Origin of the sequence: Stutzerimonas zhaodongensis (assembly GCF_003696365.1) — a bacterium.
In the GTDB taxonomy this organism is placed as follows: Bacteria; Pseudomonadota; Gammaproteobacteria; order Pseudomonadales; family Pseudomonadaceae; genus Stutzerimonas; species Stutzerimonas zhaodongensis.
In genome coordinates, this window is the sequence record NZ_RFFM01000001.1 from 999,322 (window position 1) to 1,026,109 (window position 26,788).

A 26,788-nucleotide genomic window follows, 5' to 3' on the forward strand; every position below is an offset into this window, starting at 1 on the left:
TCGCCGGTACCGGTTTCGGTGGCCTGCGTGCCTGGGTCGGTTTGATCGCCTTCGCCCTGGTTGGGGCTGGACGTCTCGTCGACTGGTGGCGTGCCGGTACCGGGTACGGTTGGCGTGCTTTCCGCGTGTTTCTTCAGGAGGCGCTGGACCTGCTCTAGATCTTTTTTGCCGCCGCAGTTGCTGTGCAGGTCGATGGCGCGGGCGAGATTAGCGCGCGCCTCTTCCAGCCCTTCGGCATTCGGGGCGGCTTCGTCCAGCTCGGCGAGGTACGCCTTGCCCAGGGCGAGGTGCAGCTTGGCGCGGGCTTGGTCCGGCATGTCGTGCGCTGCGGTGATATCCGCAGCCAGCGTCAGAACGAAACGGTCAAAGGGCTCGCCGGCCTTCTGCTGCTTGAGTGCGGCGTTGGCCACTTCCTCAGCCAGCAGGCAACCGGTGGTGCGCTCGAAACGGTCCGGCATCTTGAGCTTGTGCTCGAGGACATAGCGGCCGATGTGCAACGCCGCGGCGTAGTCACCCGCGTCGATGTTCCACACCATCAGCGTGGTGAGCACGTCGTCCTGGGCGCCGTTGCCGGCGGACAGCACACCCTCGATGTAAGGCGCGTAGGCCGGGATCAGCGAGCGTTTGAGCTCAGCCTTGCCCTGCTCCGACTGCACCTGCTTGAGGCGCAGTCGGTCCTGGTTGAGTTGCAGCAGCTGCTGTTCGTAGGCAGTGGCTCCGGCCATCGACATGGCCGGGGCTACGTCAGCAGCCTGCAGGGCTGCGCGTTTGCGCAGCTGGTTGCGTTGGGCTGGGCTGAGCATGGCTTACACCGCCTCGATGTTTTCGACCAGGGCGACCAGACCGAAGTCTTCGATCACATAGGCGTCATTACTCGACTGGTAGTCAGCGATGCGGTCGTACTCCGGCTCGTCCTTGACATGGCGGCGACGGGCGCCTTCCTGGAAGTAGATCGAGAGGTTCGACAGGGTCGTGACCAGCACGGTACCGGCCGGGAAGAACGGAGCGTCGACGACCGGCAAGCCACCAATGCGAGCGCGGGTCATGATCTCCTGCGCGGCGTTCTCTTCCTGATTGGAAGCGGCGCCCTTCTCGACTGCTGCGAGCAGCTTGTCGTGCATGAGGTCCCGCGAAATCATGACCACCAGGTTGGGGTGGTTGCGGTGCCAGGGGTCGAGCATCTGCACGGCGTCGAATACAACGCCATCAAGTGTCTTGTAATCGCCGCTAGCGCCAACGGTGACCTTGCCGGATGCGGCAACGACTTCGTCCAGGACTCGATCAGCTGCACCGGTGCGGATCTTTTGCAGCCAACCGACGTTGACATCCTGCAGGAGCTGGTTGGCAGTGATATCGGTGGCGGCTGCGGCACTGGTGCCGTTGAAGCCAATCATGATGCGGTCAAGCGCTTGGCGCTCGGTGATGGAACCGGACAGGCGCACCTGGAAGTCAGGAAACTTAGCCCAGGCATCGATCAGAGCGTATGGGAACGCGCTGTCGAAGTTGGTCTGCTTGCAGCTGTAGCTGTCCTTGCTCAGGGCGCTACGGTCGGCGGGGTTACGGCGCCCGCCGGCTTTGGTGTTGGTGCGGCTGGCGATCGGACCATTCACGCCCAGCAGCAGCGCTTCGCCTTCTTGCTGCTCTACGCCAATGACGTTGATGCGCTTGAGCAGGCCGCTGGCCTCCTGGATGGCGCTTTCCAGCTTCTGCTGGACAGTTGGTGTGACGTTGAATTTCTCGGTGGCGTTGTCTACGCCGTTGAGCTTGGCCACCTGCTGCAGGTAGCCGTTGAACAATTTGCGGGTTTCGTTACGCATGAGGAGCTCCGGCGTCGATCAGTAAGTGGTGAGGATTTGCTGGCCGCTGCCGGAAACCGACGGGCGCTGCTGTTGGCTGTGGTCCTGGGTACTGCCGAGCTTGCTGGTGAGCTCAGCGAGGGCCGACTCCAGCTTGGTGACTTTCTCGTCCAGGACGGTGGCATCGGAGCTGTACGCCTCCAGAGCGGCCTGCTGCTTTTCAGCAAACTCAACCAGGGCGGTGACTGCATCGCCCATCTCGCCGAACTGGGCGTCGGCCTCTTTGCCCTTGGTGAACAGAGCCTTGACCCGAGCGGCCAGATCCTTGAACGCGCCGGGCTGCTCGGTGACTTCGTCGAACTGGAGCTCGACTTCCTCGGCAGCGGTGAAAAGGTTGTCCGGATGCTGTTTGCGGTTGGCCAGGGTGCCGTGCTTGGCGCTGAATTCGAGGGCTTCGGTACCCAGGCTGGCGGGGCTGTCGGTGATGGCCAGGCCGATGAGGTAAGCCTTGCCGGTGTCGGCGAACTTGGGCTGGACCTCCATCGAGGTGTAGACCTTCTGGCGTTTCTTGTTCAGGGCCAGCAGCGCGTCGTTGGGCTCGATCTGGGCGTATAGCGCGAGCTTCTGCTCGCCGTTGATCTCGACTTCTTCAGCCTTGACCGCCAGCACGTCGCCATAGGCGCCGAACGGGGTATCGGGTGCGATGCCTTTGATGTGTTCGCAGTTGATCCGAGCGCCGTAGGTGGCCGGGTTGTACTGGCCGGCGATGTCTTCGATCCAGCTGCGCTCAATGTTGCGGCCGTCGGTGGTCGCGCCTTCAACGGCAACGCGGAACCACTTGGAGCGGAATTTCTTGGTGTCGGTCTTGCCGGCCATGCGGTCTGTCCTCAGTCGGTAGCTGCTGGGTGCAGTTGCTGTGAGGGCATGGTCGGCAACGCGCGCGGTGCGGGCAATCTGCCTGCTGTGTAGGGGAAACAGGTACATGGCGCGGCGCTAACACGCCTCTCGCGTGCGCGACACCATCTGCGCCATGAACACACCGACCGAACTCCCCGCCCAACGTGATAACCGCCGCCAGGCCAAGTTTTTGTACTGGACGGGCTGGCGTATCACCGATATTGCCGACTACCTGGACGAGAAGGAAAAGACCGTCCACAGCTGGAAGGCGCGGGACGAGTGGGACCGGGCGGACAACGTCGAGCGGATCGGCGGAGCGCTCGAGGCGCGCCTAGTGCAGCTGATCCTGAAGGACGGCAAGAGCGGCGGCGACTACAAGGAAATCGACCTGCTGCACCGCCAACTAGAGCGGCAGGCGCGGATCGAGCGGTTCAAGGGCGGCGGTACCGAAACGGAATTAAACCCGAACCTAGCCAAGCGCAACGAGGGGCCAAAGGCAAAGCCCAAGCGCAACGAGTTCGCCGAGGAGCATATCGAGCAGCTCGAGGAAGCGTTCCGCGACGGGTGCTTCGGCTATCAGCTGGACTGGTACCGGGCGGGCAACCAGCGCACGCGGGCGATCCTCAAGAGCCGGCAGATCGGCGCGACCTACTACTTTGCCCGCGAAGCGCTGCTTGATGCGCTGGTGACGGGGCGCAACCAAATCTTCCTGTCCGCTTCGAAGAATCAGGCTCACATTTTCAAGGCGTATATCCAGGCGTTCGCCCGCGAGGTCTGCCAGGTCGAGCTGACCGGTGACCCGATCATCCTGGCCAATGGCGCCGAGCTGCATTTCCTCGGTACCAACGCGCGCACGGCGCAGGGGTACCACGGCAACTTCTACTTCGACGAATTCTTCTGGACCTTCAAGTTCAACGAGCTGAACAAAGTCGCCAGCGGCATGGCGATGCAGAAGCAATACCGCCGCACCTACTTTTCGACGCCCTCGAGCATGGCCCATGAGGCCTATTCGTTCTGGACGGGTGAGCGCTTCAACAAGGGCAAGCCGGCGGCGCAGCGGATCCAGCTGGATGTGTCGCACGATGCCCTGCAGCAGGGCCGGCTGTGCGAGGACCGGATCTGGCGCCAGATCGTGACCATCCTGGACGCCGAACAGCGCGGCTGCGATCTATTCGACATCGAGGAGCTGCGCCAGGAGTACAGCGCGGAGGCCTACGCCAACCTGCTGATGTGTCAGTTCGTCGATGACGGCGCGTCGATCTTCCCGCTCAACATCTTGCAGCCCTGCATGGTTGATAGCTGGATCGAGTGGAACGAGGACTACAAGCCGTTCGCCGATCGGCCTTTCGGTGATCGCCAGGTGTGGGTGGGCTATGACCCGGCCGAGACCGGTGATAGCGCTGGCCTGATCGTCGTGGCGCCGCCGCTGGTACCGGGCGGCAAGTTCCGCGTGCTCGAGCGCCATCAGTTTCGCGGGATGGACTTCGCTGCCCAGGCCGAGGCGATCCGCCGGGTGACGCTGCGCTATTGGGTGACCTACATCGGCATCGACATGACCGGCATGGGTTCGGGCGTGGCGCAGCTGGTGAAGCAGTTCTTCCCGAACCTGACCACCTTCAGCTACTCGCCGGAGGTGAAAACCCGCCTGGTACTGAAGGCCTACGACGTAATCCACAAAGGCCGGCTGGAATTCGACGCCGGCTGGACGGACCTCGCTTCCTCACTGATGGCCATCCGCAAGACCACCACGGCCAGCGGCCGGCAGATGACTTACACGGCCGGGCGTACCGATGACACCGGGCACGCCGATCTGGCCTGGGCGCTATTCCATGCCCTGCACAACGAGCCCCTCGAGGGCATGACCGCTCAGAACACCAGCTTCATGGAGATCTACTGATGACTACCGACATTGCCGCCGCACCTGCCCCGGGCATCGAGGCCTTCACCTTCGGCGATCCGATGCCGGTACTAGATGGCCGCGAGCTCCTCGATTATCTGGAATGCTGGCTGAATGGGCGCTGGTACGAACCACCGCTGTCGCTGGATGGTCTGGCGAAGTCGACCAGGGCGAGTGTTTTCCTGCAGAGCGGGCTTAACTTCAAGCGCAACATGCTCGAGCGGACGTTCATTCCGCACAGCCTGCTGAGCCGGCAGGCGTTCGGCCAGTTCGCCCTGGACTGGTTGTGGTGTGGCAATGCGTACCTGGAGCGGCGGCAGAACATGCTCGGCCAGGCGCTGAGCCTGCAGCCGACGCTGGCGAAATACATGCGCCGCGGGGCTGATCTGGAGACCTATTACCAGGTGCGCGGATGGCAGGACGAACACGAATTCGCACCGGGCACGATCTGCCATCTGCGCGAGGCGGATATCAACCAGGAGGTGTACGGGTTGCCGGAATGGTTGTCGGCGCTGCAGTCGGCGCTGCTGAACGAGTCCGCCACCTTGTTCCGCCGGCGCTACTACCAGAACGGCAGCCATGCCGGCTTCATCATGTACATGACCGACGCGGCCCAGAAGGAAGAAGACGTCGACGCCCTGCGCACCGCGCTGAAATCAGCCAAGGGGCCGGGCAACTTCCGCAACCTGTTCATGTACGCACCGGGTGGCAAGAAGGATGGCATCCAGCTACTGCCGGTGAGCGAGGTGGCGGCAAAGGACGAGTTCGGTTCGATCAAGAACATCAGCCGCGACGATCTGCTCGCCGCGCTGCGGATCCCGCCCCAGCTGATGGGCATCGTCCCGCAGAACGCTGGGGGGTTCGGCTCGCTGAGGGAGGCTGCCGAAGTGTGGGCAGTCAACGAGCTTGAGCCGATCCAGGCGAGGTTGGCTCAGGTGAATGAATGGGTTGGGGAGGAGGTGGTGCGGTTCAGGGAGTTTGCGTTGCCGGCTAAGGACTGAGCTCGGCACGCTAGTTATCAAATCCGGCGATTGACTGCCTGATGAAGTCGCCAAAGGCACCCTCCGTCCATTCCGCGAAGGGAATGACCTTGCCTGCGCGTTTGAAATCCTTGGGGTTATCCGTTACGAGTGGGAAATTGATCGACCATACCCCGTAGTCGGTATCCGTTTGATTCGCGAGCAGCCCAGTCGGCCTGACTCTCGTTCCGGTCATGCCGCCGATCGCCTTGTGACGCTCCGGGTCAGCCAGAAAATCAAGCCCCTCGATACTGCTAAGAAAACCGCCACCAGACAGGGTGCCATCCGGCGCCAGATCTCCTAGCCCACCGCGCCCGCCAGGCACGTCATCCCCTGCAAAGCCGAACCAGCGCACCGGTGGCTGCCCAAGGTTGTCCAGCTGCTCCACTACATACTTTCCAGTTTCGCGAGCGTCCTGTCTGTCGTGCATAACGGACGGTATTTCAAGCTCGCCGAACGCGCTGATTCGAAAGTCTAGATCGGTTCCACTTTCTGCCTTCAGATCTACGCCTCGCTCCTTGAGCCGGTCAAACACACAGTTATCGATCAATACCATCTGTCGCGGCATAACCACCTCCGGAGCAATGCGAGCTTGGAGTGTAGCGCTGAGGCCGCCCCAGCGCGCGCCGTTGTCCCCCCACCTCACCTGCGGGCTAAAGGGGTCTCTTTTTCTGCACCCCTGCACCATGCCCTGCCCGCCCCGCTACTGCCGCTGGCGACGCGATCGGCACTGAAGGAATACCCGCGGAACCCTGCGAAGGTGGCCCTCTGACAGGAGCGCGTAGCTCCCCACATTTTTAAACCGATTTTCCGAACAGGTAATTTTGGTAAGGAGGTTGTTTTGTCCGGCTGAAAGCCCCGTAATTGCTGGGCTTGAGCACTTACCTCGAAAGGTAATTTTAGGTAAGGCAAAAGGTAATTTTTTCGCAAGTACCTGATTTCAAAGGGGTTGGTAAATCGATCACCTAACCACTACTTGAGGTAATTCAATTACCTACTTATTACCCTATTATTACCTTTGATGAATCAGGATAACCCACTGAATTAATTGGGTTTTTTGGCGTTTCAAAATCGACCTTACCAAAATTACCTTTTTTTTTGGGGTCAGGCGAAATCTCGGCTCTGCCGGTTTGAGGCAGGTTTTCGCCCTGCCGCACTCGCTCCCTTGGGAACAATATGGGAACGCTCAAACCCGCATTTCCATACTCCAGAAACGCTGAAGGCCCCGGAATACGGGGCCTTCAGTACGCGATGTGGCGGAGGAGGTGAGATTCGAACTCACGGAAGAGTTTCCCCTTCGACGGTTTTCAAGACCGTTGCATTCAACCGCTCTGCCACTCCTCCGCAGAGAGCGGGCGCCATAGTACCCGAACGAAACACACTGTCAAACACTCTTGTTAAGACGAAACAAAAGCTCTGTTATGATCCGGGGCAATTCACCTTAGGCTGAATACATTTACAGGAGTGTCGCCATGCTCAAGCAACAGTACGCACCTACGCATACGCAGGTTGAACAAAAGGAAGTCAGCCGCGTTTTGCGCAACACCTACGGCCTGTTGGCCATCACTCTCGGCTTCAGTGCCTTTGTCGCCTACATGGCGATGCAGGCCAACGCAGCCTACCCAAACATCTTCGTGGTGCTGGTCGGCTTCTACGGCCTGTTCTTCCTGACCGTGAAACTGCGCAATTCCGCATGGGGTTTGCTTTCCACTTTCGCCCTGACGGGCTTCATGGGCTACACGCTCGGCCCTATCCTTAACATGTACCTGGGTACCGCCAACGGTGGTCAGCTGATTGCTTCCGCGCTATCGATGACCGCTCTGGTGTTCTTCGGTCTCTCGGCCTTCGTGCTGATCACTCGCAAGGACATGAGCTTCCTCAGCGGCTTCATCACCGCCGGGTTCTTCGTCCTGCTGGGCGCCATGGTTGCGAGCTTCTTCTTCCAGATCAGCGGTCTGCAACTGGCAATCAGCGCGGGCTTCGTGCTGTTCTCGTCGGTCTGCATCCTGTACCAGACCAGTGCGATCATTCACGGTGGCGAGCGCAACTACATCATGGCCACCATTGGCCTGTACGTATCGATCTACAACCTGTTCATCAGCCTGCTGCAGCTGATGGGCATCATGGGCGGCGACGACTGATAGCTGCTCTGCGATCAAGCCCGCTTCGGCGGGCTTTTTCGTTTCTGAAGCTGGCGTATCATGTCGGCAGTTATGACACGGTGGCCCATGAAATTCGCAATCGCTCTCTTCTCGCCCGCCCACTCCCCTGCTTCACGACGCGCGCTGCGCTTCTGCGAGGCCGTGCTTGCCAGCGGACACGAAATCGTCCGGCTGTTCCTCTACCAGGACGGCGTACACAGCGCTTCGGCGAACACCGTGACCGCGCAAGACGAACTGGACATCTCTGAGCAGTGGCGTCAGCTCGTCCATCGTCATGAGCTCGATGGCGTGGTCTGCATCGCCGCTGGCCTTCGTCGTGGTGTATTGGACGAGCAAGAAGCCAAGCGCCACCAGCGCCCTGCGGCCAACCTCAATACGGGATGGGAGCTGTCCGGCCTCGGACAGTTGCATGAAGCCAGCCAGCAAGCGGACCGTCTGGTCTGCTTCGGAGGTCACTGATGGCGCGCTCGATGCTCATCATCACCCGTCAGGCGCCCTGGGCCGGCCCCTCGGCACGTGAGGCACTGGATATCGTTCTGGCCGGAGGCGCGTTCGAATTGCCTCTCGCGTTATTGTTCCTCGATGACGGGGTGTTTCAACTGGCGCCTGAGCAGCAGGCTGCACGCCTGCAGCAAAAAGACCTGACCGCGAATCTGCAAGCGCTCCCCATGTTTGGCGTCGATTCACTGTTCGCCGCCAAACGCAGCCTGAGCGAGCGAGGACTGGACGAAGCGACGCTTTCTCTACAAGTGGAGGTCTTGGGCGATGCCGATCTCAGTGCGCTTATCAACCGCTACGACCATGTGATCACGCTCTGATGGCAACTCTGCACCTGCTTTCCCATTCCCCCTTCTCGGATAGCCGACTGTCCAGTTGCCTGCGTGTGCTCAGTGCAGACGATGCCCTGTTACTCTCCGGCGATGCGGTCTATGCACTGCAACATGGCACTGACCACCGGCGCGCGTTGGAGCTGATGCCTGAGAGCATCGCGCTCTTTGCGCTGGAAGAAGATCTGGCCGCTCGCGGAATGGATTCTCTGCCGCTGCGCCTGCAACAGGTCGATTATGAGGGCTTCGTCGAACTGTGCTGCCGTTACGATCGGACCAATTCCTGGCTATGAAACTGTTGAATGTCGATGGCACAAGCGTTGCTGTGGATCAGGAAGGTTTCCTGGTCGACCTGACAGACTGGAGCGAACCGGTGGCCGAAGCGCTCGCACAGGCTGAAGGGATATCGCTTGAACCTGAACATTGGGAAGTTTTACGGGTGCTGCGGGAGTTTCATCAGGAGTTCCAGCTATCGCCTGCTACTCGCCCACTGATCAAATACACAGCGCTGAAACTTGGCCCAGAAAAAGGCAACAGCATGCACCTGAACCGTCTATTCAAGGGCACTCCGGCCAAGCTTGCTGCAAAGCTGGCGGGCCTGCCGAAACCGAGCAATTGCATATGAGCCTGGTCACACCCACTGAACACCCCTTCGCGGTTTTCGTTCGCATTCTAGGCAAAGGCAAGCGCGGCGCCCGTGACCTCACGCGTGAGGAAGCGCGAGAAGCCATGGGCATGCTGCTCGACGGCAAAGTCGAAGATACCCAACTCGGCGCCTTTCTCATGCTGCTCCGGCACAAGGAAGAAAGTGCCCAAGAACTGGCAGGCTTTACCGAAGCGGTGCGGGAACGCTTGCACGCACCTGTCATCGCCGTGGATATCGACTGGCCAACCTACGCAGGCAAGAAGCGCCATTTGCCCTGGTATCTGCTTGCTGCGAAATGCCTGGCGCAAAACGGCATTCGTATCCTGATGCATGGCGGCGGCGCGCACACCGCCGGACGCATCTACACCGAACAGCAGCTCGAGCTCTTGGGCATAGCCCGTTGTAACGACTGGAATGAAACAGCCAGCGCGCTGGATAGGCATAACCTCGCTTTCATGCCGCTAGGCGCCTGGATGCCGGGACTGCAGCGGATGATCGACCAACGCAACATTCTCGGCTTGCGCTCGCCCATCCATTCGCTGGCACGCATTCTCAACCCGCTGGGCGCGCGTTGCGGCCTGCAAAGCATTTTCCATCCCGGCTACCAGGCCAACCATCGAGAAGCCAGCCGGCTGCTCGGCGATACTTCTATTGTCATCAAAGGCGAAGGAGGTGAGATCGAAGTCAACCCGGACGGTGTTGCGCATCTTTATGGCACTCAGGCCGGCGAGTCGTGGGACGAAGATTGGCCTGCGCTCTCGCCACAGCGTCATGTCAAACCTACGCAACTCGATCCTCAACATTTGCTTGATGTCTGGCGAGGCGCTGAGGATGCGTACGGAGAACTGGCGGTGGTGGCGACTATGGCGCTCGCCCTGAAAGGGCTCGGACAGTCTCGTGACACTGCGTTTACGCAAGCGCAAACCTACTGGGCCCAACGCAACCTATCGGTATGAGCGATCAGTTTGACCGATCTTTACGACTGATCCATCCAAATGAGGCACCTACACTGTTTCCAAACTGAAATCGTGGAGGTGGGTATGGGGCTTCTGATCGACGGGCAATGGCAGGACCGCTGGTACGAAAACAGCAACGATGGCGAGTTTCAGCGTGAACAGGCGAAGCGACGCGATTGGGTCACGGCTGACGGATCACCCGGCCCCGACGGACGTAAGGCCGTCAAAGCCGAAGCCGGCCGCTATCACCTGTACGTCTCGCTGGCCTGCCCATGGGCACACCGGACCCTGATCTATCGCAAGCTCAAAAAGCTCGAGCCTTTGATCGATGTTTCAGTAGTCAGCTGGTTGATGGCTGAGCATGGCTGGACGTTCGACACATTGACCGGATCGACCGGTGATGCCCTGGATGACTTGAGCTATCTCCACCAGCGCTATACCGCTGATGATGAACAGTACACCGGCCGCGTAACGGTCCCAGTGCTTTGGGACAAACAAGAACAACGCATCGTCAACAACGAGTCGGCCGAGCTGATCCGCATTTTCAACAGCGCATTCGATGAGTTGACCGGGTCGCCTCTTGACCTGTATCCGGAACCGCTGAGGACAGAGATCGACAGCCTCAACGAGCGGATCTATCCAAAGGTGAATAACGGGGTATACCGCGCAGGGTTTGCCTCTACACAGAAAGCCTATGAGTCAGCATTCGACGAGCTGTTCGGTGAGCTGGACAGGTTGGAACAGCGACTTGGTGAACATCGCTATCTGGCTGGCGAGTACCTCACCGAAGCGGATTGGCGTCTGTTCACTACGATCATTCGCTTCGATGCCGTCTACCATGGACATTTCAAATGTAACCTTCGTCGGATCGGGGACTACTCAAACCTGTCGAACTGGCTACGCGAGCTGTACCAGTGGCCCGGAATCGCTGAGACCGTAGACCTCAATCACATCAAGCATCACTACTACGCCAGCCATCGTCATATCAACGCCAACGGCATCGTCCCGAAGGGCCCGCAACTAGGGCTCGAACAAGCGCATGATCGCGAACGCCTTCCGGGCAAGGGCATCTGGTCGCGGTGAGTCCCAATGCCTGGTCGATTATCTGTCGCGGTTCTGGGCGCCTTCGAACCAGGCGAGTTTTTCACGCAGTTGAACCACTTCGCCAATGATGACCAGTGTGGGTGCCTGCACCTCCTCACTGGCCACTCGCTCGGCAAGGTTCGCAAGCGTCCCGGTAAAAACGCGCTGATTGACCGTTGTCCCCTGCTGGACAAGCGCCGCCGGTGTATCTGCAGCGCGGCCGTGGGCAATCAGCTGCTGGCAGATCACAGGCAGACCGACCAGCCCCATGTAGAACACCAATGTCTGACTAGGCGCGACAAGCTCCGACCACGGCAGGTCGCAGCTACCATCTTTCAAATGGCCGGTCACGAAACGCACCGACTGGGCGTGGTCTCTATGCGTCAGTGGGATACCGGCATAGGCCGCACAACCACTCGCAGCGGTAATGCCCGGCACGACTTGGAACGGGACGTCGTGCGCCGCCAGCTCCTCTATTTCCTCCCCGCCCCGCCCGAAGATGAAAGGGTCGCCGCCCTTGAGCCGCAGCACGCGTTTACCTTCCTTGGCCAAGGTGACCAGCAACTGGTTGATTTGATCCTGCGGAACCGCGTGCGCCGCGCGCTGTTTGCCTACATAAATTCGATCGGCATCGCGTCTGCACAGGTCTAGGATGGCGGGCGCCACCAGCCGGTCATAGAGCACAACGTCGGCTTGCTGCATCAAGCGTAGCGCCCGGAATGTAAGAAGGTCAGGATCCCCCGGACCAGCGCCAACCAGATAAACCTCGCCTAGACTTTTAGGTTCTGCACTGGACAGTTTTTCCACCAGCAGCCGCTCCGCCTCTTGCTGCTGGCCTGCCAAGGCGCGCTCGGCAACGTCGCCCTGAAAGACCTCTTCCCAGAACACGCGCCGTTGCTGCACGTCTGCGAATCGGGCCTTGACCTGACTGCGGAATTTCTTCGCCAGCCCAGCAAGCTCACCATAGACCGAGGGCACCCATGTCTCGATGCGCGCACGCATCAGCCGCGCCAGCACCGGTGCATCGCCACCGCTGGAGACAGCAATCATGAGTGGTGAGCGGTCGACGATGGCCGGAAAGATCACCGTACAAAGTTCAGGAGAGTCGACCACGTTGACCGGCATGCCTAGCGCTCGGGCATCCTGCGAAACCTGCGCGTTCAGCGGCTCGTCGTCGGTAGCCGCAATGGCCAATACGCAGCCCGCGAGATCGTTTGGCTCATAGCACCTGAGGATTGTTCGGCCGCCACCTTTCTGCACCAGCTCGCTGAGCTCAGGCTCGACTTCCGGTGCGACAACTCGCAGTACGGCGCCAGCTTCCGACAGCAAACGTGCCTTACGTAGCGCGATCTCACCACCGCCGATGACCAGTACCTCACGGCCCTTCAGATTGTGGAACAAAGGCAGAAAATCCATGGCGAATCCTGGTGACATTAGGAGGTGAAGCCATCTCAGCGTTTACAGAAGAGACGGCCCTTGTCGGGGATCAAGGAGTCCGGACGGACTGCTTAGCTCGACGTGACGAGGCACTGGGAGGACAAAACGGAAGCGCTGAGCTAAGCCCCCCAGATACACATACGTCAATCAGCCGATAACTTCGATACCACCCATGTAGGGTCTGAGCACTTCAGGTACGCGAACGCTGCCATCGGCCTGCTGATAATTCTCGAGAACTGCAACCAGCGTGCGGCCTACTGCAAGGCCCGAGCCATTCAGTGTATGCACCAGGTCTGGCTTGCCGGTTTCCGGGTTGCGATAACGAGCCTGCATCCGACGAGCCTGGAAGTCGCCACAGTTGGAGCACGAAGAGATCTCACGGTACTTGTCCTGGCTCGGCACCCATACCTCCAGGTCGTAGGTCTTGACCGCTCCAAAACCCATGTCTCCGGTACACAGCGTCAAGACCCGGTAAGGCAGCTCCAGACGTTGCAGCACTTTTTCTGCATTGGCCGTAAGGCTCTCCAGGGCTTCGAATGACTGCCCAGGCTCGACAATCTGGACCATCTCAACCTTGTCGAACTGATGCTGACGGATCATGCCGCGTGTATCACGGCCAGATGCACCCGCCTCGCTGCGGAAACAGGGCGTATGTGCGACGAACTTCAATGGCAGCTGCTTGGCATCGAGAATCTCACCGGCGACGATATTGGTCAGCGATACCTCGGCTGTCGGAATGAGGTAAAGATCGGCTTCGTTCTCACGGCTGATCTTGAACAGGTCTTCTTCAAACTTGGGCAGCTGGCCGGTACCCTGCAGCGCCGGGGCTTGGACCAGGTACGGCGTATAGGCTTCTTCGTACCCGTGCTCGGCTGTGTGAAGGTCGATCATGAATTGTGCCAGCGCGCGATGCAGACGAGCGATAGGCCCTCGCATCAGTGCAAAGCGCGCGCCGGAGAGCTTGGCCGCAGTCTCGAAATCCAGCCACCCGTGCTGCTCACCCAGCGCCACGTGGTCCTTGATCTCGAAATCGAAAGACTTCGGAGAACCCCAGCGCCGCACCTCGACGTTGTCGTCTTCGCTTTTACCCACCGGAACTGATGCGTCCGGCAGGTTCGGCAAGCTCAGCATCAGCTGGTCCAGTTCAGCCTGGATACCTTCCAGCTCGGCTTTGCCGGCATCAAGTTCGGACGCCATGCGATCCACATCAGCGAGCAACGGGGCAATGTCTTCACCGCGCTGCTTGGCCTGGCCGATGGACTTGGAGCGAGCGTTGCGCTCGGCCTGCAGCTGCTCGGTACGGGTCTGCACGGTTTTACGCTGAGCTTCCAGCGCCTCGATACGCGCTACGTCCAGCTGGTAGCCGCGTGTAGCCAGGCGGTCGGCGACGTCTTGCAGCTGTGTGCGTACCAGTTTCGAATCAAGCATGGTGGGTCTCGTCTGTGAAAGCTTTGGGGAAAAGCGGAGCAAGGAAGAAGTTTACTGTGATAGCGGCCAGGTTCATAACCGGCCCAGCGTAAGGCCTGCCCAGGCCGCAAGCAGCCCGCCGAGCACGCTGATTCCGATATAGCCGAAAGCGGTCGCGAATTGTCCGCTCTCGAGCAATCGAAGACCATCGAGAGAGAAGCTCGAAAACGTCGTCAGTGCACCGAGCAGACCAATGATCAGGCCGCCACGCAGTTCGGGTGAAATGTCCGGTCGCACCATGAATGCCGCATACAGATAACCAATTACCAGGCAACCGATCAGATTCACTGCCAGCGTCGCCAGGAAGAAATGACGAGGCCAATGCGCGGAGACCCAGGAGGCGACACAAAATCGAATCAGCGTACCTACCAGACCGCCAGCCGCTACCGCGATCACCATGCGTATCATGGTTTTCTCCGCTGGCGTGGACTTTGACGATCAAGCTGCGACAAGTGATCGAGCTTGTCGCGAATCTTGCTCTCAAGCCCCCGCGGGACGGGCTGATAGTACTGGCGTGGGGTCATGGCTTCAGGAAAGTAGTCTTCGCCTGCTGCATAGGCATCGGGCTCATCATGGGCGTAGCGGTACTCGTTGCCGTAGCCCAACTCCTTCATCAATCGAGTCGGCGCATTGCGAAGGTGCAACGGCACCTCCTGCGAGCCATTTTCCGCAACATCACGTAGCGCGGCTTTATAGGCCGTATAAACCGCATTGCTCTTCGGCGCGCATGCAAGATAGACAATGGCCTGAGCAACCGCCAATTCGCCCTCGGGACTGCCAAGTCGTTCCTGCACATCCCACGCGGACAAACATAGTCCGATCGCTCGCGGGTCGGCATTGCCTACTTCCTCGCTCGCCATCCGCACTACACGACGCGCTATGTATAACGGATCGCAGCCGCCGTCGATCATTCGAGCGAACCAATACAGGGCTGCGTCCGGATTCGATCCTCGTACGGATTTATGCAGCGCCGAGATCTGATCGTAGAAGGCCTCTCCTCCCTTATCGAAGCGCCTACGGCCATCACCCAGGAGATCCTGCAGCAATTCGATGGATATTTCGCCACCCTCTTCGGCCAGATCAGAGGCGTTTTCCAGCAAATTCAGAAGACGCCGGCCATCGCCATCAGCCGCCGCCAGAAGCATCTGGAAGCTTTCATCGGGAAGGCTCAAGTGCAAATCACCCAAGCCTTTCGAATCAGTCAACGCTCGTGTAACAAGCTTACGCAGTGCAGCCTCATCCAGACTTTTAAGAACATAGACCCGCGCGCGGGAGAGCAAGGCGTTATTCAGTTCGAAGGATGGATTTTCGGTGGTAGCGCCAATGAAGATCAGCGTGCCATCTTCAACATAGGGCAGGAAGGCGTCCTGCTGAGACTTGTTGAAACGATGTACTTCGTCCACGAACAGAATGGTGCGACGGCCATACTGAGCCGCCTGCTGCTTGGCTATCTCGACCGCATGGCGGATTTCCTTGACCCCCGCCAGCACGGCCGAAACAGTCTCGAAGTGTGCGTCCGATACCTTGGCAAGCAATCGGGCCAGCGTGGTCTTACCGACACCCGGCGGCCCCCAGAACACCATGGAATGCAGCGCACCTTGCTCCAGGGCCTCGCGCAGCGGTTTGCCTCGCGCCAGCAGATGTTCCTGTCCGACATACTCGTCAAGGCTTGCGGCGCGCAGGCGTGCAGCTAGCGGCTGAGCGACAGGATCGCGGCTGAACAGGTCCATGGGTGGCTGGAGCCTCTGATGCAAACGGCCTGCAGGAGCGCAGGCCGTATGAGTGAACGAAGTGCGGGCGTCTTTTACTCGGAAATGACGTCTGCACCCTCGGGGATCTCGAAGGTGAACAGATCCGCGTTCAGCGGCTGATTCAGCTTGATGCCCTGAAACAGGATATTGGTGCGCTGACCAACACCGTCGACCATCTGCATATCGTTGATTACATCGCCACGAAACGACAAACGCAGGCTGTCGAACAGGGTGTCCTTGGCCTTGGGTTTGAGCGTGAAATCCACCACCTCACCAGCCTGCTGATGCGAGACTTCGAAGTTTTCGCTGATCGCGGACACATCACCGGACAATAGGAGCGCCGGCGTATGCGTCAGGCGCTGATCGAGAGTCTGAATAGTGACCTGCTCCAGATCAGGATCATACAACCAGACCTTTTTGCCGTTCGACACGAGCAACTGCTCCATTGGCTCGTCGGTATGCCAACGGAACTGACCCGGCCGCTTTAAGGCCATCTCGCCAGATGTTTCTTGAAGCTGGGTGCCAGAACCGTCCAGAGACAGTTGGGAAAAACGCCCGGTTAGCGTTTCTGCTTTTTGCAGCAGCCCGGTCAAACGATTAACTGACTCTGCCTGATCGGCCTGGACTGGAGCCAGGGCGAACATCAGAGCGGATGCAAACAGCACGCGAATCAATTGCATGTAGCCCTCGGCGACTAGTCGCGAATTGGGGGCGGCGCGAGCACCTCGCGCGACCCATTGGTATTCATGGAGGTTACGACGCCGGCCATCTCCATCGCCTCGATCATACGTGCAGCGCGGTTGTAGCCGATTTTCAGCTTGCGCTGCACTGCGGATATTGACGCTCGACGGCTCTCGGTTACGAAGCGTACAGCCTCGTCATAAAGCGCATCTTCCTCACTGCCTTCCCCGCTGCCACCTTCACCACCACCGCCGCCGTCGAAGCCGCTGCCCGACTCCTCGACACCCACAAGAATCTCTTCGATGTAATCCGGCGCACCGCGAGCCTTCCACGCTTCAACCACTCGGTGTACTTCTTCATCGGATACGAAGGCGCCGTGCACACGAATCGGAAGTCCAGTGCCCGGTGGCAAATAGAGCATGTCACCGTGACCGAGCAACTGTTCCGCACCGCCCTGGTCCAGGATCGTGCGCGAATCGATTTTGCTGGAGACCTGGAACGCCATGCGCGTTGGGATATTCGCCTTGATCAGACCTGTGATCACGTCAACCGACGGACGCTGCGTTGCGAGAATCAAGTGAATGCCGGCTGCCCGCGCCTTTTGAGCGATGCGTGCAATGAGTTCTTCGACCTTCTTCCCGACGATCATCATCATGTCGGCGAATTCGTCTACCACGACAACGATCGTTGGCAGCTTCACCAGCAACGGCGCTTCGTCTTCCATGCTTTCACGGCGATACAGCGGATCGGTAAGCGGTGTACCCGCCTCCTCTGCTTCTTTTATCTTGCGATTGAAGCCAGCGAGGTTACGCACGCCCATGGCCGCCATCAGCTTATAGCGCCGCTCCATCTCGGCAACGCTCCAGCGCAGCGCATTGGCCGCCTCTTTCATATCCGTCACGACCGGGCACAAAAGGTGTGGGATGCCTTCATAGATCGACAATTCGAGCATTTTCGGGTCGATCATGATCAGCCGCGCATCTTCGGGCGTTGACTTGAACAGGATCGACAGGATCATCGCGTTCACGCCAACCGACTTACCCGACCCCGTGGTACCAGCAACCAGCAAGTGGGGCATTTTTGCCAGATCTGCGATCACTGGCTTGCCACCGATATCATGCCCGAGCGCGATGGTTACTGGAGACTTGGCATCGTCATAGGGTGCAGATGACAGCACCTCGGAAAACCGAACGATTTGCCGGTCCTCGTTGGGAATCTCGATACCAACCGTGGTCTTTCCTGGAATGACCTCAACCACACGGACACTGATGACCGCTAGCGAACGCGCCAGGTCTTTGGCCAGGTTGGAGATGCGGCTGACCTTAACGCCCGCCGCTGGCTGTATTTCGAAACGGGTGATGACTGGGCCCGGATGGACGGACTCCACGATCACCTCGACGCCAAACTCCTTGAGTTTGATTTCCAGCAACCGCGACATGGCCTCTAACGACTCAGGCGAGTACTGCTTCGGCTGCTTTTCGGCGACGTCCAGCAAAGACAACGGAGGGACGCTGCCCGCGATCAGCGGATCAACGAACAGATTGGCCTGCTTTTCCTTAAGAACACGTTTGCTCTGCTCAACCGGCTTGGGCGGTGCGGCAGCTGGAATCACGACAGCTGGACGCTTGTCGCGCTCGGTCATGTGCTTGCTCAGCGACTCTTCACGCTCAAGCAGCCGCTCCTTCACCTTCGCACGCTCACGTCGATCCGAAAGTGATCCTGCGACTTCATTGACCACTTCGTCGGCTTCACGGAGCTGGGCAACCAGCTGTTTGCGTTCGCTACGGGCAGACCACCATCGGTTCAAGCCGCTCTGAATCAGCTCAACCAGATCGAGCGTGATCTTGCCGGTCAGGTCCATCACCTTGAACCACGACAGATCAGTAAAAACTGTCAGACCAAAAAGAAAGAAAGCAAGCAGCAACAAGGTGCTGCCCTGCACGTTGAGCGCGGCCTCGGCAAGCTGGCCAAGGCTTTCACCTAGTGCGCCACCTGCGGAAGCCGGCAAGCTGTTGGCAAACTGAAAATGGATATAGGCCAGTGCAGACCCTGAGAGAATGAGGAACACCAGCCCGATCAGCCGCCACGAAAACAGCCAGCCATTCCAGGTCCACGGCTGGTGACGGGCCCGAAATACTTGCCAGGTCTTGATCCCCAGCAGCAATGGAAACAGGAAAGCAAAGTAGCCGAGCGCCATGAAAAGCACATCGGCGAACCAGGCCCCGGCGCGGCCGGCCGCGTTCTGGACCTGCTGTACATTGCTCGTGTGTGTCCAGCCCGGATCAGCGGGATCGTAAGTCAGAAGTGCCATCCACAAGTACGCGCACAGCGCGCCGAGCGCAATCAAGGCACCCTCTTTAAGACGGTAATGCAATTGCTGTCGCCAGACGGAAGCTGGCGCGGTAGAGGAGGTATTCTTCAAAACGCTTTATTTCCTGCGCCCGAGGCGCGCTCTATTAACCGTATTCAGCCAGATAATTGGACATTGTACGGGTTTGTCGATTCGATGGCATGCCGGTTCCGCGCCGGCTTGGGCTTTTCTCGATGCTTCGGTGTAGCATAAACGCCAGTTTTTTCAGCGCGGCTCGACTGGAGCACGCTTCTCTATTTGCAACAAAGGCTTATGAGGGCTTTTTATGAATGAAGTCAAGCGTTCACGTCTGATCATCCTCGGCTCAGGCCCGGCCGGCTATACCGCCGCGGTATATGCTGCGCGCGCCAATCTGAAGCCGCTCATGATCACCGGCATCCAGCCAGGTGGCCAGCTCACCACTACTACCGAGGTGGACAACTGGCCCGGCGACGTGGAGGGACTGACCGGCCCGGCACTTATGGAACGGATGCAAAAACATGCTGAGCGCTTCGATACCGAAGTGGTGTTCGATCACATCCATACAGCTGAACTGCAGCAGCGCCCATTTATCCTCAAGGGCGATAGTGCAACCTACAGCTGCGATGCACTGATTATAGCCACAGGGGCTTCAGCTCAATACCTGGGGCTACCGTCCGAAGAGGCATTTGCCGGACGGGGCGTTTCCGCTTGCGCAACCTGCGACGGCTTCTTTTACCGCAATCAGGTCGTCGCTGTAATCGGTGGCGGAAACACAGCGGTCGAGGAAGCGCTCTACCTGTCGAACATCGCCAAGGAAGTGCATCTGATTCATCGTCGCGACAAACTGCGCTCCGAGAAAATCCTGCAAGACAAGATCATGGAAAAGGCCGCCAACGGCAATATCCGGCTGCACTGGAATCACACTCTGGAAGAAGTATTGGGTGATGCCAGTGGCGTAACAGGCGTTCGCCTAAAAAGCACGCTGTCTGGCGAAGAGCAAAAGCTCGAGCTTTCCGGCGTATTCATTGCCATAGGCCATAAACCCAACACAGATCTGTTCCATGGCCAACTTGAGATGAGAGACGGCTACCTCATGATAAAGGGTGGAAGTGAAGGTGACGCGACCAGCACCACGATCCCAGGCGTTTTCGCCGCAGGGGACGTGGCCGATCACGTTTATCGACAGGCCATTACCTCTGCCGGCGCGGGCTGCATGGCGGCACTCGATGCTGAAAAGTTTCTCGATCAATAACCTCCACATGAGGTTCACATCCGCCCCGCTCGGCACCTGTATATGCTGACCTGGCTACAGCGCGACGACTTGTCCTTTCCTCCCCTGGAAAAAGCCATGCGCGAGCCAAACGGCCTGCTCGCGGCGGGTGGAGACCTTTCCCCCGCACGCTTGCTGGCAGCTTACCGTCACGGCTGCTTTCCGTGGTATCAGGACGGGCAACCCTTGCTATGGTGGTCGCCCGATCCTCGAACGGTTCTCTATCCCGACGAACTGCACGTCTCTCGTAGTCTGCGCAAGAAATTGCGCCAGGGCGCCTTCAGCGTCACGTTCGATCAAGCGTTCAGGGAAGTCATCGAAGGGTGCGCGGGCCCACGGGACTATTCGGATGGGACCTGGATCACCACCCCCATGCAAGAAGCCTATGTCGAATTGCATCGCCTGGGGGCAGCTCATTCGGTCGAAGTCTGGCAAGACGATCAACTGGTCGGCGGCCTCTACGGCCTAGCCATGGGTCAGCTATTCTTCGGTGAATCAATGTTCAGCCGTACGACTGATGCATCCAAAGCCGGGTTCGTCACACTAGTGGAAAGACTCAACGAGTGGGGATTCAAACTGATTGACTGCCAGATGCCCACGCAGCATCTGGCCAGTTTTGGTGCGCGCCCAATCCCCCGCCAGGTATTCGCGGAGACACTTGCCCAATACCTTGACGAACCCAGCGCAGCCCGATGGGAGCGCTAGTCGACGAAGCCAAGCTGACCTACACTGATTTCAAGATTTCCGAGAGCTGATCATGACTTCACTGGCTCGTCTCAAGTTCTACGCCACCCAGCCTCACGCCTGCAGCTATCTGCCCGACGAACAGGCCACGACGCTCTTCCTCGACCCTAGCCAGCCGATGGATGTCCAGGTGTATGCCGAGCTTTCCGAGATGGGTTTTCGGCGCAGTGGTGATCACCTCTACCGCCCGCATTGCCAGCGTTGCACAGCCTGTATACCTGCCCGCATCCCAGCGGAAGGGGTGCAGCTCAATCGCCAGCAAAAGCGCATCTTCAAGCGTAACGCTGATCTCGAAGTCACCAACGTCCGGCCCGCCTTTACGGAGGAGTACTACACCCTGTACGCCAACTACATCGAGCAACGGCATGCAGATGGCGATATGTATCCACCAAGCCGGGACCAGTTCCATACCTTTCTGGTTAGGGACCTGCCGTTCTCCCGATTCTATGAATTTCGTCTAGGAGAACGACTTCTGGCTGTAGCAGTGACTGACTTGCTGCCTAACGGGTTATCCGCGGTCTATACCTTCTATGACCCCAGCGAAGAACGTCGCAGCCTCGGACGCTACGCCATCCTCTGGCAAATCAGCGAAGCAGCGAGACTCGGCCTGAAGGCGATCTATCTCGGCTACTGGATCAAGAACTGCCGGAAGATGAACTACAAGACCGAGTACCGCCCGATCGAACTTCTGGTTAACCAGCGCTGGATTACTCTGAGCTGAGCCCTTGGCTCTCCGAGCCCTTTCAGGCACAATACTTGCCGCTTTTACCCGGGCATTCTTCGCACCGGGTCTATCATTGGACACCGAGGGCTTTACTGAATGTCGAAAGAAGACAGCTTCGAAATGGAAGGCACTGTCGTCGACACCCTGCCCAACACCATGTTTCGCGTGGAGTTGGAAAATGGGCACGTCGTTACTGCGCACATCTCCGGAAAGATGCGCAAGAATTACATCCGGATTCTTACTGGTGACAAAGTGCGTGTGGAGCTGACTCCGTACGACTTGAGCAAAGGTCGCATCACCTACCGCGCCCGCTGATAGCACGCGATGACAAACGCCCGGCGATGACCGGGCTTTTTGTTTGTGGTGGAAAAAAGAGAAGGCTGAGCTTGTGGGTCACGGTCCTCCGCCACGGGGTCATCAGGGGATGCAATAAAAAACGCCCGGGATACGGGCGTTTTCTGTTCACTGACGCTTTACGTCAAGCCAGTTCGACTGATGTCTCGAACTCGAAGAACGGTTCTCCATCGCGAATATCGATATGAACCACGCCACCATGCTCGGCTAGTTCTCCGAAAAGTATTTCCTCGGCTAAAGGCCGCTTGATCTTGTCCTGAATCAGCCGAGCCATCGGTCTCGCGCCCATCTGAGCGTCATAGCCGCGCTCAGCAAGCCAGCCGCGCGCCTCGTCAGATACCTCAAGCGTGACGTGCTTATCCTCAAGCTGAGCCTGAAGCTCAATAAGGAACTTGTCGACGATGCTCTTGATAACTTCATGACTCAGGCGACCAAACTGGATGATGGTATCCAGGCGGTTGCGGAATTCCGGCGTGAAGCTCTTCTTGATCACTTCCATGGCGTCGGATGCATGATCCTGATGGGTGAAGCCAATGGAGGCTCTGGCAGCAGTTTCGGCACCTGCGTTAGTGGTCATGATCACGATGACATTTCTGAAATCAGCTTTGCGGCCGTTATTGTCGGTCAACGTGCCGTGGTCCATTACCTGGAGCAGCAGATTGAAGACTTCGGGATGGGCCTTTTCGATCTCATCGAGCAGCAGCACACAATGTGGCTGCTTGGTAATAGCTTCCGTCAGTAGGCCGCCTTGATCGAAGCCAACGTAACCAGGCGGTGCACCGATGAGCCGAGACACGGTATGACGCTCCATGTACTCGGACATATCGAAGCGTACCAGCTCTATTCCTAGAGCCCGTGCCAGCTGGCGCGCGGCTTCCGTTTTACCGACACCGGTCGGTCCCGCGAACAGGAACGAACCTACTGGCTTGTCGGGTGCTTTAAGCCCTGCCCGCGACAGCTTGATCGCAGTAGCCAGGGAATCGATTGCGTCATCTTGGCCGAATACCGTGAGCTTCAGGTCCCGCTCCAGATTACGCAGCAGCTCCTTGTCTGAAGTGCTGACGTGCTTTGGCGGAATCCGCGCGATCTTCGCCACGATGTCCTCAACCTGCTCAACCTCGATACGAGCGACGCGCTTGTCTTCGGGCTGCAGGCGCTGGTAAGCGCCAGCTTCATCGATTACGTCGATCGCCTTGTCAGGCATGTGACGGTCATTGATGTAGCGCGATGCTAGCTCTGCCGCTGCGCGAAGAGACTCGTCGCTGTACTCGATGTTGTGGTGCTGTTCGAATCGACCTTTCAAGCCTCGCAAGATGCCGATGGTGTCTTCGACGGACGGCTCCGATACGTCGACTTTCTGAAAGCGTCGCGCCAGTGCACGGTCCTTTTCGAAGATGCCACGAAATTCCTGAAAGGTTGTAGAACCTATGCACCGGATCTCACCGGACGAAAGAAGCGGCTTGAGCAGATTGGAAGCATCCATAACCCCACCAGACGCAGCACCCGCCCCGATAATGGTATGAATTTCATCGATGAAGAGAACCGCCTGGGGCCGCTTACGCAGCTCATTCAAGAGCGCCTTGAATCGCTTCTCGAAATCACCACGATACTTCGTACCAGCCAGCAAAGCGCCAAGATCCAGCGAGTAGACCACGCTATTGGCCAGCAGCTCGGGCACTTGGTTATCTACGATCCGCTTGGCAAGGCCTTCAGCAATTGCAGTCTTGCCAACCCCTGCCTCCCCAACGAGCAACGGGTTGTTCTTGCGCCGACGGGCAAGAATCTGCGCCACCCGCTCGACCTCATGCTCGCGACCAACCAATGGATCGATCCGACCCTGACGTGCTAGCTCGTTAAGATTGCTGGCGTATGCATCAAGCGGATTACCAGCAGCAGAGGACTCACCGCCCTCCTCATCCTGCATCTCAGAATCGCTTTCGGCATTGCCGCCATTACCCGGGACTTTCGAGATGCCATGCGCAATGTAATTGACGACGTCAATCCGAGCGACGTTCTGCTGCTTGAGCAGGAATACCGCCTGACTTTCCTGCTCACTGAAGATCGCGACCAGAACATTTGCACCGGTAACTTCGCGCTTGCCGGAACTCTGCACATGAAAGACGGCACGTTGAAGCACACGCTGGAAGCCGAGAGTTGGCTGAGTCTCTCGCTCTTCATCGTGTTGGGGGATTAGAGGCGTAGTGGAGTCAATGAACTCTTGGAGATCATGACGCAATTTGTCGAGGCTGGCACCGCAGGCACGCAAAACCGTTGCGGCTGCTTCATTGTCCAGCAAGGCTAACAGAAGATGCTCGACCGTCATAAATTCATGACGCTTGGTTCGAGCTTCCTTGAAAGCCAAATTCAGAGTGACTTCGAGCTCACGGTTCAACATAGCTTTCACCTCTTACCCAGCAGTCGGGGTTAACCGTCCTTCTCGATCTCACAAAGCAACGGATGCTGGCATTCCCTTGCATATTGATTGACCTGCATCGCTTTGGTTTCAGCGACGTCCCGCGTGTAGACGCCACAGACGGCCCGCCCTTCGGTATGAACCGCCAGCATTATCTTGGTGGCGAGCTCCCGATTGTGATTGAAAATTCCTTCGAGCACCTCCACGACGAAATCCATCGGCGTGTAGTCATCATTAAACATGACAACTTTGAACATCGGTGGTGCCTTCAGTTGCGGCTTGGCTTCTTCGACAGCCAGGCCGGAAGAGTCATCGTCCAACGGCTTCGGACGATCCTGATTAAATGTTAGTCGAATCTCTGACAGTGCACGCATGCGTTTAACAGTTCTAGATCGGGGCGCCGAGGCCTGGTAAATGGAAGGGGCTTAACAGCCACCTGACGAGTCGCCTTGACTATCGGCAAAACGATGATACAAACAGTATGTGCCACAACGGCAACGGGCTGCGCGTGTGAGCCATGTGCTGCATCAGCGCGGAATGAAATGGATGTTACTCCAGTGATGGACTCCTTTGCAGAGGGATAACAGCATGCTAAGCGGTAAGGTCAAGTGGTTCAACAACGCCAAGGGCTATGGATTCATCGTAGCAGACGGCGGCGATGAGGACCTGTTCGCCCACTACTCTGCCATTCAAATGGAAGGGTACAGAACTCTGAAAGCTGGGCAAGCGGTCATGTTCGACATCCTGCAAGGTCCGAAAGGCTTGCACGCAACCAACATCCGGTCACTGCAGACCGCAGCCGAGACGTCTGCGCCTGTGTCCCAGGGCTCGACCGTAGACGCCTGACTCAGGCAACAAAAAGGCCGATCAAATGATCGGCCTTTTTGTGCTTCCGAGATTTTTACATGTGGGAAATCATGGCGTCGCCAAACTCAGAACAGGACATCAGCTTCGCACCGTCCATCAGACGCTCGAAATCATAGGTCACTGTCTTGGCTGCAATGGCAGCTTCTGTCGACTTGATGATCAGGTCTGCGGCTTCGACCCATCCCATATGTCGCAACATCATTTCAGCTGAAAGAATCAGCGACCCTGGATTTACCTTGTCCTGACCCGCGTACTTGGGCGCCGTACCATGGGTTGCCTCGAACATGGCAACCGTATCGGAAAGATTGGCACCAGGAGCGATACCGATGCCACCTACCTCAGCCGCCAGAGCATCAGAGAGGTAGTCACCATTCAGATTCAATGTGGCGATGACGTCGTACTCGGCTGGACGCAGCAGAATCTGCTGCAACATTGCGTCAGCGATGGCGTCCTTGACGACAATGTTCTTGCCGGTAGTAGGATTCTTGAACTGCATCCAAGGGCCACCATCCAGTAGCTCTGCACCAAACTCGTCACGGGCTACTTCATAGCCCCACTCCTTGAAGGCGCCTTCAGTGAACTTCATGATGTTGCCCTTGTGGACAATGGTCACAGAGCTGCGATCGTTGTCGACAGCGTATTGCAGCGCCTTGCGCACCAGGCGCTTGGTCCCTTCCAGCGAAACCGGCTTGATGCCTATACCGCAATTTTCGGTAAAGCGGATCTTCTTGACGCCCATCTCTTCAGTAAGGAATTTGATGACCTTCTCGCATTCTGGCGAACCGGCCTTCCATTCCACGCCCGCATAAATGTCTTCCGAGTTTTCACGAAAGATCACCATGTCGACATCTGCAGGCTTCTTCACTGGGCTAGGCACACCGGTGAACCAGCGTACCGGGCGCTGACAGACATACAGATCAAGCTCCTGACGCAGCGCAACGTTCAACGAACGAATGCCACCGCCGACGGGCGTTGTCAGCGGGCCTTTGATCGACACCACAAAGTCACGAACGACTTCCAGCGTCTCCTTGGGAAGCCAAGTGTCCTGGTCGTAAACCTGAGTCGCCTTCTCGCCGGCGTAGATCTCCATCCAAGCGATCTTGCGCTCGCCGCCGTAGGCCTTTTCAACGGCTGCGTCGACCACCTTGATCATTACCGGGCTGATATCCACGCCAATTCCATCACCCTCGATATAAGGAATGATCGGATTATTGGGAACATTCAAGGTGTTATCGGTATTGACGGTGATTTTGTCACCGTTGGCAGGCACCTGGATCTTTTGGTATCCCATGCTGGACTCCGTTTTTGTGGTTAAACATTAAACAGCGGTCATCTTGGAAGAGTAACCCAGTTGAATCGGCCTGAACCATATGTTCATTCGTCGTATGGTCAGGGCATTCTTTGACAACGTGGGCCGGTGATATACTGCTTAGGTGACTAACGAGTCATGAGAGGCCGAAAGATC

26 protein-coding genes, 1 tRNA gene and 1 pseudogene are annotated in these 26,788 nt (G+C 58.1%); 14 read left to right on the forward strand and 14 right to left on the reverse strand.

Going from position 1 to position 26,788, the window contains the following annotated elements; genetic code table 11:
• Nucleotides 1-122 precede the first annotated feature (122 nt).
• From gpM to EA797_RS04565, 3 genes and pseudogenes are all read right to left on the reverse strand, one after another.
• Nucleotides 123-803 (reverse strand): annotated as a pseudogene (gene gpM, locus EA797_RS04555) (phage terminase small subunit); the annotation flags it as partial.
• A gap of 3 nt (nt 804-806) precedes the next feature.
• Nucleotides 807-1,817, reverse strand: coding sequence for a phage major capsid protein, P2 family (locus tag EA797_RS04560; RefSeq protein ID WP_122163965.1), 1,011 nt, complete (start codon nt 1,815-1,817; stop codon nt 807-809).
• Nucleotides 1,818-1,835: 18 nt separating this feature from the next.
• The gene (locus EA797_RS04565; protein ID WP_122163966.1) at nt 1,836-2,672 is read right to left on the reverse strand and encodes a GPO family capsid scaffolding protein; all 837 of its coding nucleotides are present in this window, start codon (nt 2,670-2,672) and stop codon (nt 1,836-1,838) included.
• Nucleotides 2,673-2,826: 154 nt separating this feature from the next.
• On the opposite strand from EA797_RS04565, the gene EA797_RS04570 reads away from it, so the two are divergent.
• Nucleotides 2,827-4,590, forward strand: coding sequence for a terminase ATPase subunit family protein (locus tag EA797_RS04570; protein WP_122163967.1), 1,764 nt, complete (start codon nt 2,827-2,829; stop codon nt 4,588-4,590).
• Nucleotides 4,590-5,591 carry a phage portal protein gene (locus EA797_RS04575; protein WP_122163968.1) on the forward strand — a complete coding sequence of 334 codons (1,002 nt, stop codon included), beginning with the start codon at nt 4,590-4,592 and terminating at the stop codon, nt 5,589-5,591. The genes EA797_RS04570 and EA797_RS04575 overlap by 1 nt, the downstream gene beginning before the upstream one ends.
• A gap of 10 nt (nt 5,592-5,601) precedes the next feature.
• Here the strand turns inward: EA797_RS04575 and EA797_RS04580 are convergent, their stop codons facing one another.
• Both EA797_RS04580 and EA797_RS04585 read right to left on the reverse strand, forming a co-directional pair.
• Nucleotides 5,602-6,177 carry a hypothetical protein gene (locus tag EA797_RS04580; protein ID WP_122163969.1) on the reverse strand — a complete coding sequence of 192 codons (576 nt, stop codon included), beginning with the start codon at nt 6,175-6,177 and terminating at the stop codon, nt 5,602-5,604.
• 686 nt (nt 6,178-6,863) lie between these two features.
• Nucleotides 6,864-6,953 (reverse strand) — tRNA-Ser (locus tag EA797_RS04585).
• Between the two features lie 128 nt (nt 6,954-7,081).
• Here EA797_RS04585 and EA797_RS04590 point away from each other — a divergent pair.
• The 7 genes from EA797_RS04590 (at nt 7,082) to EA797_RS04620 (ending at nt 11,283) form a co-directional block, all read left to right on the forward strand.
• Nucleotides 7,082-7,750 carry a Bax inhibitor-1/YccA family protein gene (locus EA797_RS04590; RefSeq protein WP_122163970.1) on the forward strand — a complete coding sequence of 223 codons (669 nt, stop codon included), beginning with the start codon at nt 7,082-7,084 and terminating at the stop codon, nt 7,748-7,750.
• 87 nt (nt 7,751-7,837) lie between these two features.
• Entirely contained in the window at nt 7,838-8,230 is a 393-nt protein-coding gene (tusD, locus tag EA797_RS04595; protein WP_122163971.1) for a sulfurtransferase complex subunit TusD, read from the forward strand.
• Nucleotides 8,230-8,589, forward strand: a complete 360-nt coding sequence (tusC, locus tag EA797_RS04600) for a sulfurtransferase complex subunit TusC (protein ID WP_122163972.1) — start codon at nt 8,230-8,232, stop codon at nt 8,587-8,589. The genes tusD and tusC overlap by 1 nt, the downstream gene beginning before the upstream one ends.
• A complete protein-coding gene (gene tusB / locus EA797_RS04605) occupies nt 8,589-8,891 on the forward strand; it encodes a sulfurtransferase complex subunit TusB (protein ID WP_122163973.1) in 303 nt (100 codons plus the stop codon). The genes tusC and tusB overlap by 1 nt, the downstream gene beginning before the upstream one ends.
• The gene (locus tag EA797_RS04610; RefSeq protein ID WP_122163974.1) at nt 8,888-9,223 is read left to right on the forward strand and encodes a TusE/DsrC/DsvC family sulfur relay protein; all 336 of its coding nucleotides are present in this window, start codon (nt 8,888-8,890) and stop codon (nt 9,221-9,223) included. Before tusB ends, EA797_RS04610 begins: the two co-directional genes overlap by 4 nt.
• Entirely contained in the window at nt 9,220-10,200 is a 981-nt protein-coding gene (locus tag EA797_RS04615) for a glycosyl transferase family protein (protein ID WP_122163975.1), read from the forward strand. Before EA797_RS04610 ends, EA797_RS04615 begins: the two co-directional genes overlap by 4 nt.
• A gap of 84 nt (nt 10,201-10,284) precedes the next feature.
• Entirely contained in the window at nt 10,285-11,283 is a 999-nt protein-coding gene (locus tag EA797_RS04620) for a glutathione S-transferase family protein (protein WP_122163976.1), read from the forward strand.
• Nucleotides 11,284-11,301: 18 nt separating this feature from the next.
• On the opposite strand, the gene cysG is transcribed toward EA797_RS04620, so the two are convergent.
• The 6 genes from cysG to ftsK form a co-directional block, all read right to left on the reverse strand.
• The gene (gene cysG, locus EA797_RS04625) at nt 11,302-12,699 is read right to left on the reverse strand and encodes a siroheme synthase CysG (protein ID WP_122163977.1); all 1,398 of its coding nucleotides are present in this window, start codon (nt 12,697-12,699) and stop codon (nt 11,302-11,304) included.
• A 168-nt stretch (nt 12,700-12,867) separates the two neighbouring features.
• Nucleotides 12,868-14,148 carry a serine--tRNA ligase gene (gene serS, locus EA797_RS04630; RefSeq protein ID WP_122163978.1) on the reverse strand — a complete coding sequence of 427 codons (1,281 nt, stop codon included), beginning with the start codon at nt 14,146-14,148 and terminating at the stop codon, nt 12,868-12,870.
• A 72-nt stretch (nt 14,149-14,220) separates the two neighbouring features.
• Nucleotides 14,221-14,595, reverse strand: coding sequence for a fluoride efflux transporter CrcB (gene crcB / locus EA797_RS04635; protein ID WP_122163979.1), 375 nt, complete (start codon nt 14,593-14,595; stop codon nt 14,221-14,223).
• A complete protein-coding gene (locus EA797_RS04640) occupies nt 14,592-15,917 on the reverse strand; it encodes a replication-associated recombination protein A (RefSeq protein WP_122163980.1) in 1,326 nt (441 codons plus the stop codon). The genes crcB and EA797_RS04640 overlap by 4 nt, the downstream gene beginning before the upstream one ends.
• 74 nt (nt 15,918-15,991) lie before the next feature.
• A complete protein-coding gene (gene lolA, locus EA797_RS04645; protein WP_122163981.1) occupies nt 15,992-16,618 on the reverse strand; it encodes an outer membrane lipoprotein periplasmic chaperone LolA in 627 nt (208 codons plus the stop codon).
• Nucleotides 16,619-16,632: 14 nt separating this feature from the next.
• The gene (ftsK, locus tag EA797_RS04650; RefSeq protein WP_167468765.1) at nt 16,633-19,041 is read right to left on the reverse strand and encodes a DNA translocase FtsK; all 2,409 of its coding nucleotides are present in this window, start codon (nt 19,039-19,041) and stop codon (nt 16,633-16,635) included.
• 214 nt (nt 19,042-19,255) lie between these two features.
• Between ftsK and trxB the strand changes: the two genes are divergently transcribed.
• The 4 genes from trxB to infA all read left to right on the forward strand — a co-directional run bounded on the left by trxB (nt 19,256) and on the right by infA (nt 22,004).
• Complete coding sequence (gene trxB, locus EA797_RS04655) at nt 19,256-20,203, forward strand: thioredoxin-disulfide reductase (RefSeq protein WP_122163982.1); 948 nt, start codon at nt 19,256-19,258, stop codon at nt 20,201-20,203.
• A 42-nt stretch (nt 20,204-20,245) separates the two neighbouring features.
• Nucleotides 20,246-20,926 (forward strand): leucyl/phenylalanyl-tRNA--protein transferase, encoded by a 681-nt coding sequence (aat, locus tag EA797_RS04660; RefSeq protein WP_122163983.1) that lies wholly within the window; start codon nt 20,246-20,248, stop codon nt 20,924-20,926.
• 52 nt (nt 20,927-20,978) lie between these two features.
• Entirely contained in the window at nt 20,979-21,686 is a 708-nt protein-coding gene (locus tag EA797_RS04665; protein ID WP_122163984.1) for an arginyltransferase, read from the forward strand.
• 99 nt (nt 21,687-21,785) lie between these two features.
• Nucleotides 21,786-22,004, forward strand: a complete 219-nt coding sequence (gene infA / locus EA797_RS04670; protein WP_002553999.1) for a translation initiation factor IF-1 — start codon at nt 21,786-21,788, stop codon at nt 22,002-22,004.
• 163 nt (nt 22,005-22,167) lie between these two features.
• Here infA and clpA read toward each other — a convergent pair whose 3' ends face one another.
• Nucleotides 22,168-24,438 (reverse strand): ATP-dependent Clp protease ATP-binding subunit ClpA, encoded by a 2,271-nt coding sequence (gene clpA / locus EA797_RS04675; protein WP_122163985.1) that lies wholly within the window; start codon nt 24,436-24,438, stop codon nt 22,168-22,170.
• A 29-nt stretch (nt 24,439-24,467) separates the two neighbouring features.
• Complete coding sequence (clpS, locus tag EA797_RS04680) at nt 24,468-24,830, reverse strand: ATP-dependent Clp protease adapter ClpS (RefSeq protein ID WP_122163986.1); 363 nt, start codon at nt 24,828-24,830, stop codon at nt 24,468-24,470.
• Nucleotides 24,831-25,044: 214 nt separating this feature from the next.
• Between clpS and cspD the strand changes: the two genes are divergently transcribed.
• Nucleotides 25,045-25,302, forward strand: a complete 258-nt coding sequence (cspD, locus tag EA797_RS04685; RefSeq protein WP_122163987.1) for a cold shock domain-containing protein CspD — start codon at nt 25,045-25,047, stop codon at nt 25,300-25,302.
• A 55-nt stretch (nt 25,303-25,357) separates the two neighbouring features.
• On the opposite strand, the gene icd is transcribed toward cspD, so the two are convergent.
• Nucleotides 25,358-26,614: an NADP-dependent isocitrate dehydrogenase gene (gene icd / locus EA797_RS04690; protein WP_122163988.1), complete on the reverse strand. Its 1,257-nt coding sequence runs from the start codon at nt 26,612-26,614 to the stop codon at nt 25,358-25,360.
• Nucleotides 26,615-26,788 lie beyond the last annotated feature (174 nt).

Coding starts and splice junctions, on each gene's coding strand:
- EA797_RS04560 (WP_122163965.1), bottom strand. CDS start 1,817: ATGCGTAACGAAACCCGCAAATTGTTCAACGGCTACCTGCAGCAGGTG.
- EA797_RS04565 (WP_122163966.1), bottom strand. CDS start 2,672: ATGGCCGGCAAGACCGACACCAAGAAATTCCGCTCCAAGTGGTTCCGC.
- EA797_RS04570 (WP_122163967.1), top strand. CDS start 2,827: ATGAACACACCGACCGAACTCCCCGCCCAACGTGATAACCGCCGCCAG.
- EA797_RS04575 (WP_122163968.1), top strand. CDS start 4,590: ATGACTACCGACATTGCCGCCGCACCTGCCCCGGGCATCGAGGCCTTC.
- EA797_RS04580 (WP_122163969.1), bottom strand. CDS start 6,177: ATGCCGCGACAGATGGTATTGATCGATAACTGTGTGTTTGACCGGCTC.
- EA797_RS04590 (WP_122163970.1), top strand. CDS start 7,082: ATGCTCAAGCAACAGTACGCACCTACGCATACGCAGGTTGAACAAAAG.
- tusD (WP_122163971.1), top strand. CDS start 7,838: ATGAAATTCGCAATCGCTCTCTTCTCGCCCGCCCACTCCCCTGCTTCA.
- tusC (WP_122163972.1), top strand. CDS start 8,230: ATGGCGCGCTCGATGCTCATCATCACCCGTCAGGCGCCCTGGGCCGGC.
- tusB (WP_122163973.1), top strand. CDS start 8,589: ATGGCAACTCTGCACCTGCTTTCCCATTCCCCCTTCTCGGATAGCCGA.
- EA797_RS04610 (WP_122163974.1), top strand. CDS start 8,888: ATGAAACTGTTGAATGTCGATGGCACAAGCGTTGCTGTGGATCAGGAA.
- EA797_RS04615 (WP_122163975.1), top strand. CDS start 9,220: ATGAGCCTGGTCACACCCACTGAACACCCCTTCGCGGTTTTCGTTCGC.
- EA797_RS04620 (WP_122163976.1), top strand. CDS start 10,285: ATGGGGCTTCTGATCGACGGGCAATGGCAGGACCGCTGGTACGAAAAC.
- cysG (WP_122163977.1), bottom strand. CDS start 12,699: ATGGATTTTCTGCCTTTGTTCCACAATCTGAAGGGCCGTGAGGTACTG.
- serS (WP_122163978.1), bottom strand. CDS start 14,148: ATGCTTGATTCGAAACTGGTACGCACACAGCTGCAAGACGTCGCCGAC.
- crcB (WP_122163979.1), bottom strand. CDS start 14,595: ATGATACGCATGGTGATCGCGGTAGCGGCTGGCGGTCTGGTAGGTACG.
- EA797_RS04640 (WP_122163980.1), bottom strand. CDS start 15,917: ATGGACCTGTTCAGCCGCGATCCTGTCGCTCAGCCGCTAGCTGCACGC.
- lolA (WP_122163981.1), bottom strand. CDS start 16,618: ATGCAATTGATTCGCGTGCTGTTTGCATCCGCTCTGATGTTCGCCCTG.
- trxB (WP_122163982.1), top strand. CDS start 19,256: ATGAATGAAGTCAAGCGTTCACGTCTGATCATCCTCGGCTCAGGCCCG.
- aat (WP_122163983.1), top strand. CDS start 20,246: ATGCTGACCTGGCTACAGCGCGACGACTTGTCCTTTCCTCCCCTGGAA.
- EA797_RS04665 (WP_122163984.1), top strand. CDS start 20,979: ATGACTTCACTGGCTCGTCTCAAGTTCTACGCCACCCAGCCTCACGCC.
- infA (WP_002553999.1), top strand. CDS start 21,786: ATGTCGAAAGAAGACAGCTTCGAAATGGAAGGCACTGTCGTCGACACC.
- clpA (WP_122163985.1), bottom strand. CDS start 24,438: ATGTTGAACCGTGAGCTCGAAGTCACTCTGAATTTGGCTTTCAAGGAA.
- clpS (WP_122163986.1), bottom strand. CDS start 24,830: ATGCGTGCACTGTCAGAGATTCGACTAACATTTAATCAGGATCGTCCG.
- cspD (WP_122163987.1), top strand. CDS start 25,045: ATGCTAAGCGGTAAGGTCAAGTGGTTCAACAACGCCAAGGGCTATGGA.
- icd (WP_122163988.1), bottom strand. CDS start 26,614: ATGGGATACCAAAAGATCCAGGTGCCTGCCAACGGTGACAAAATCACC.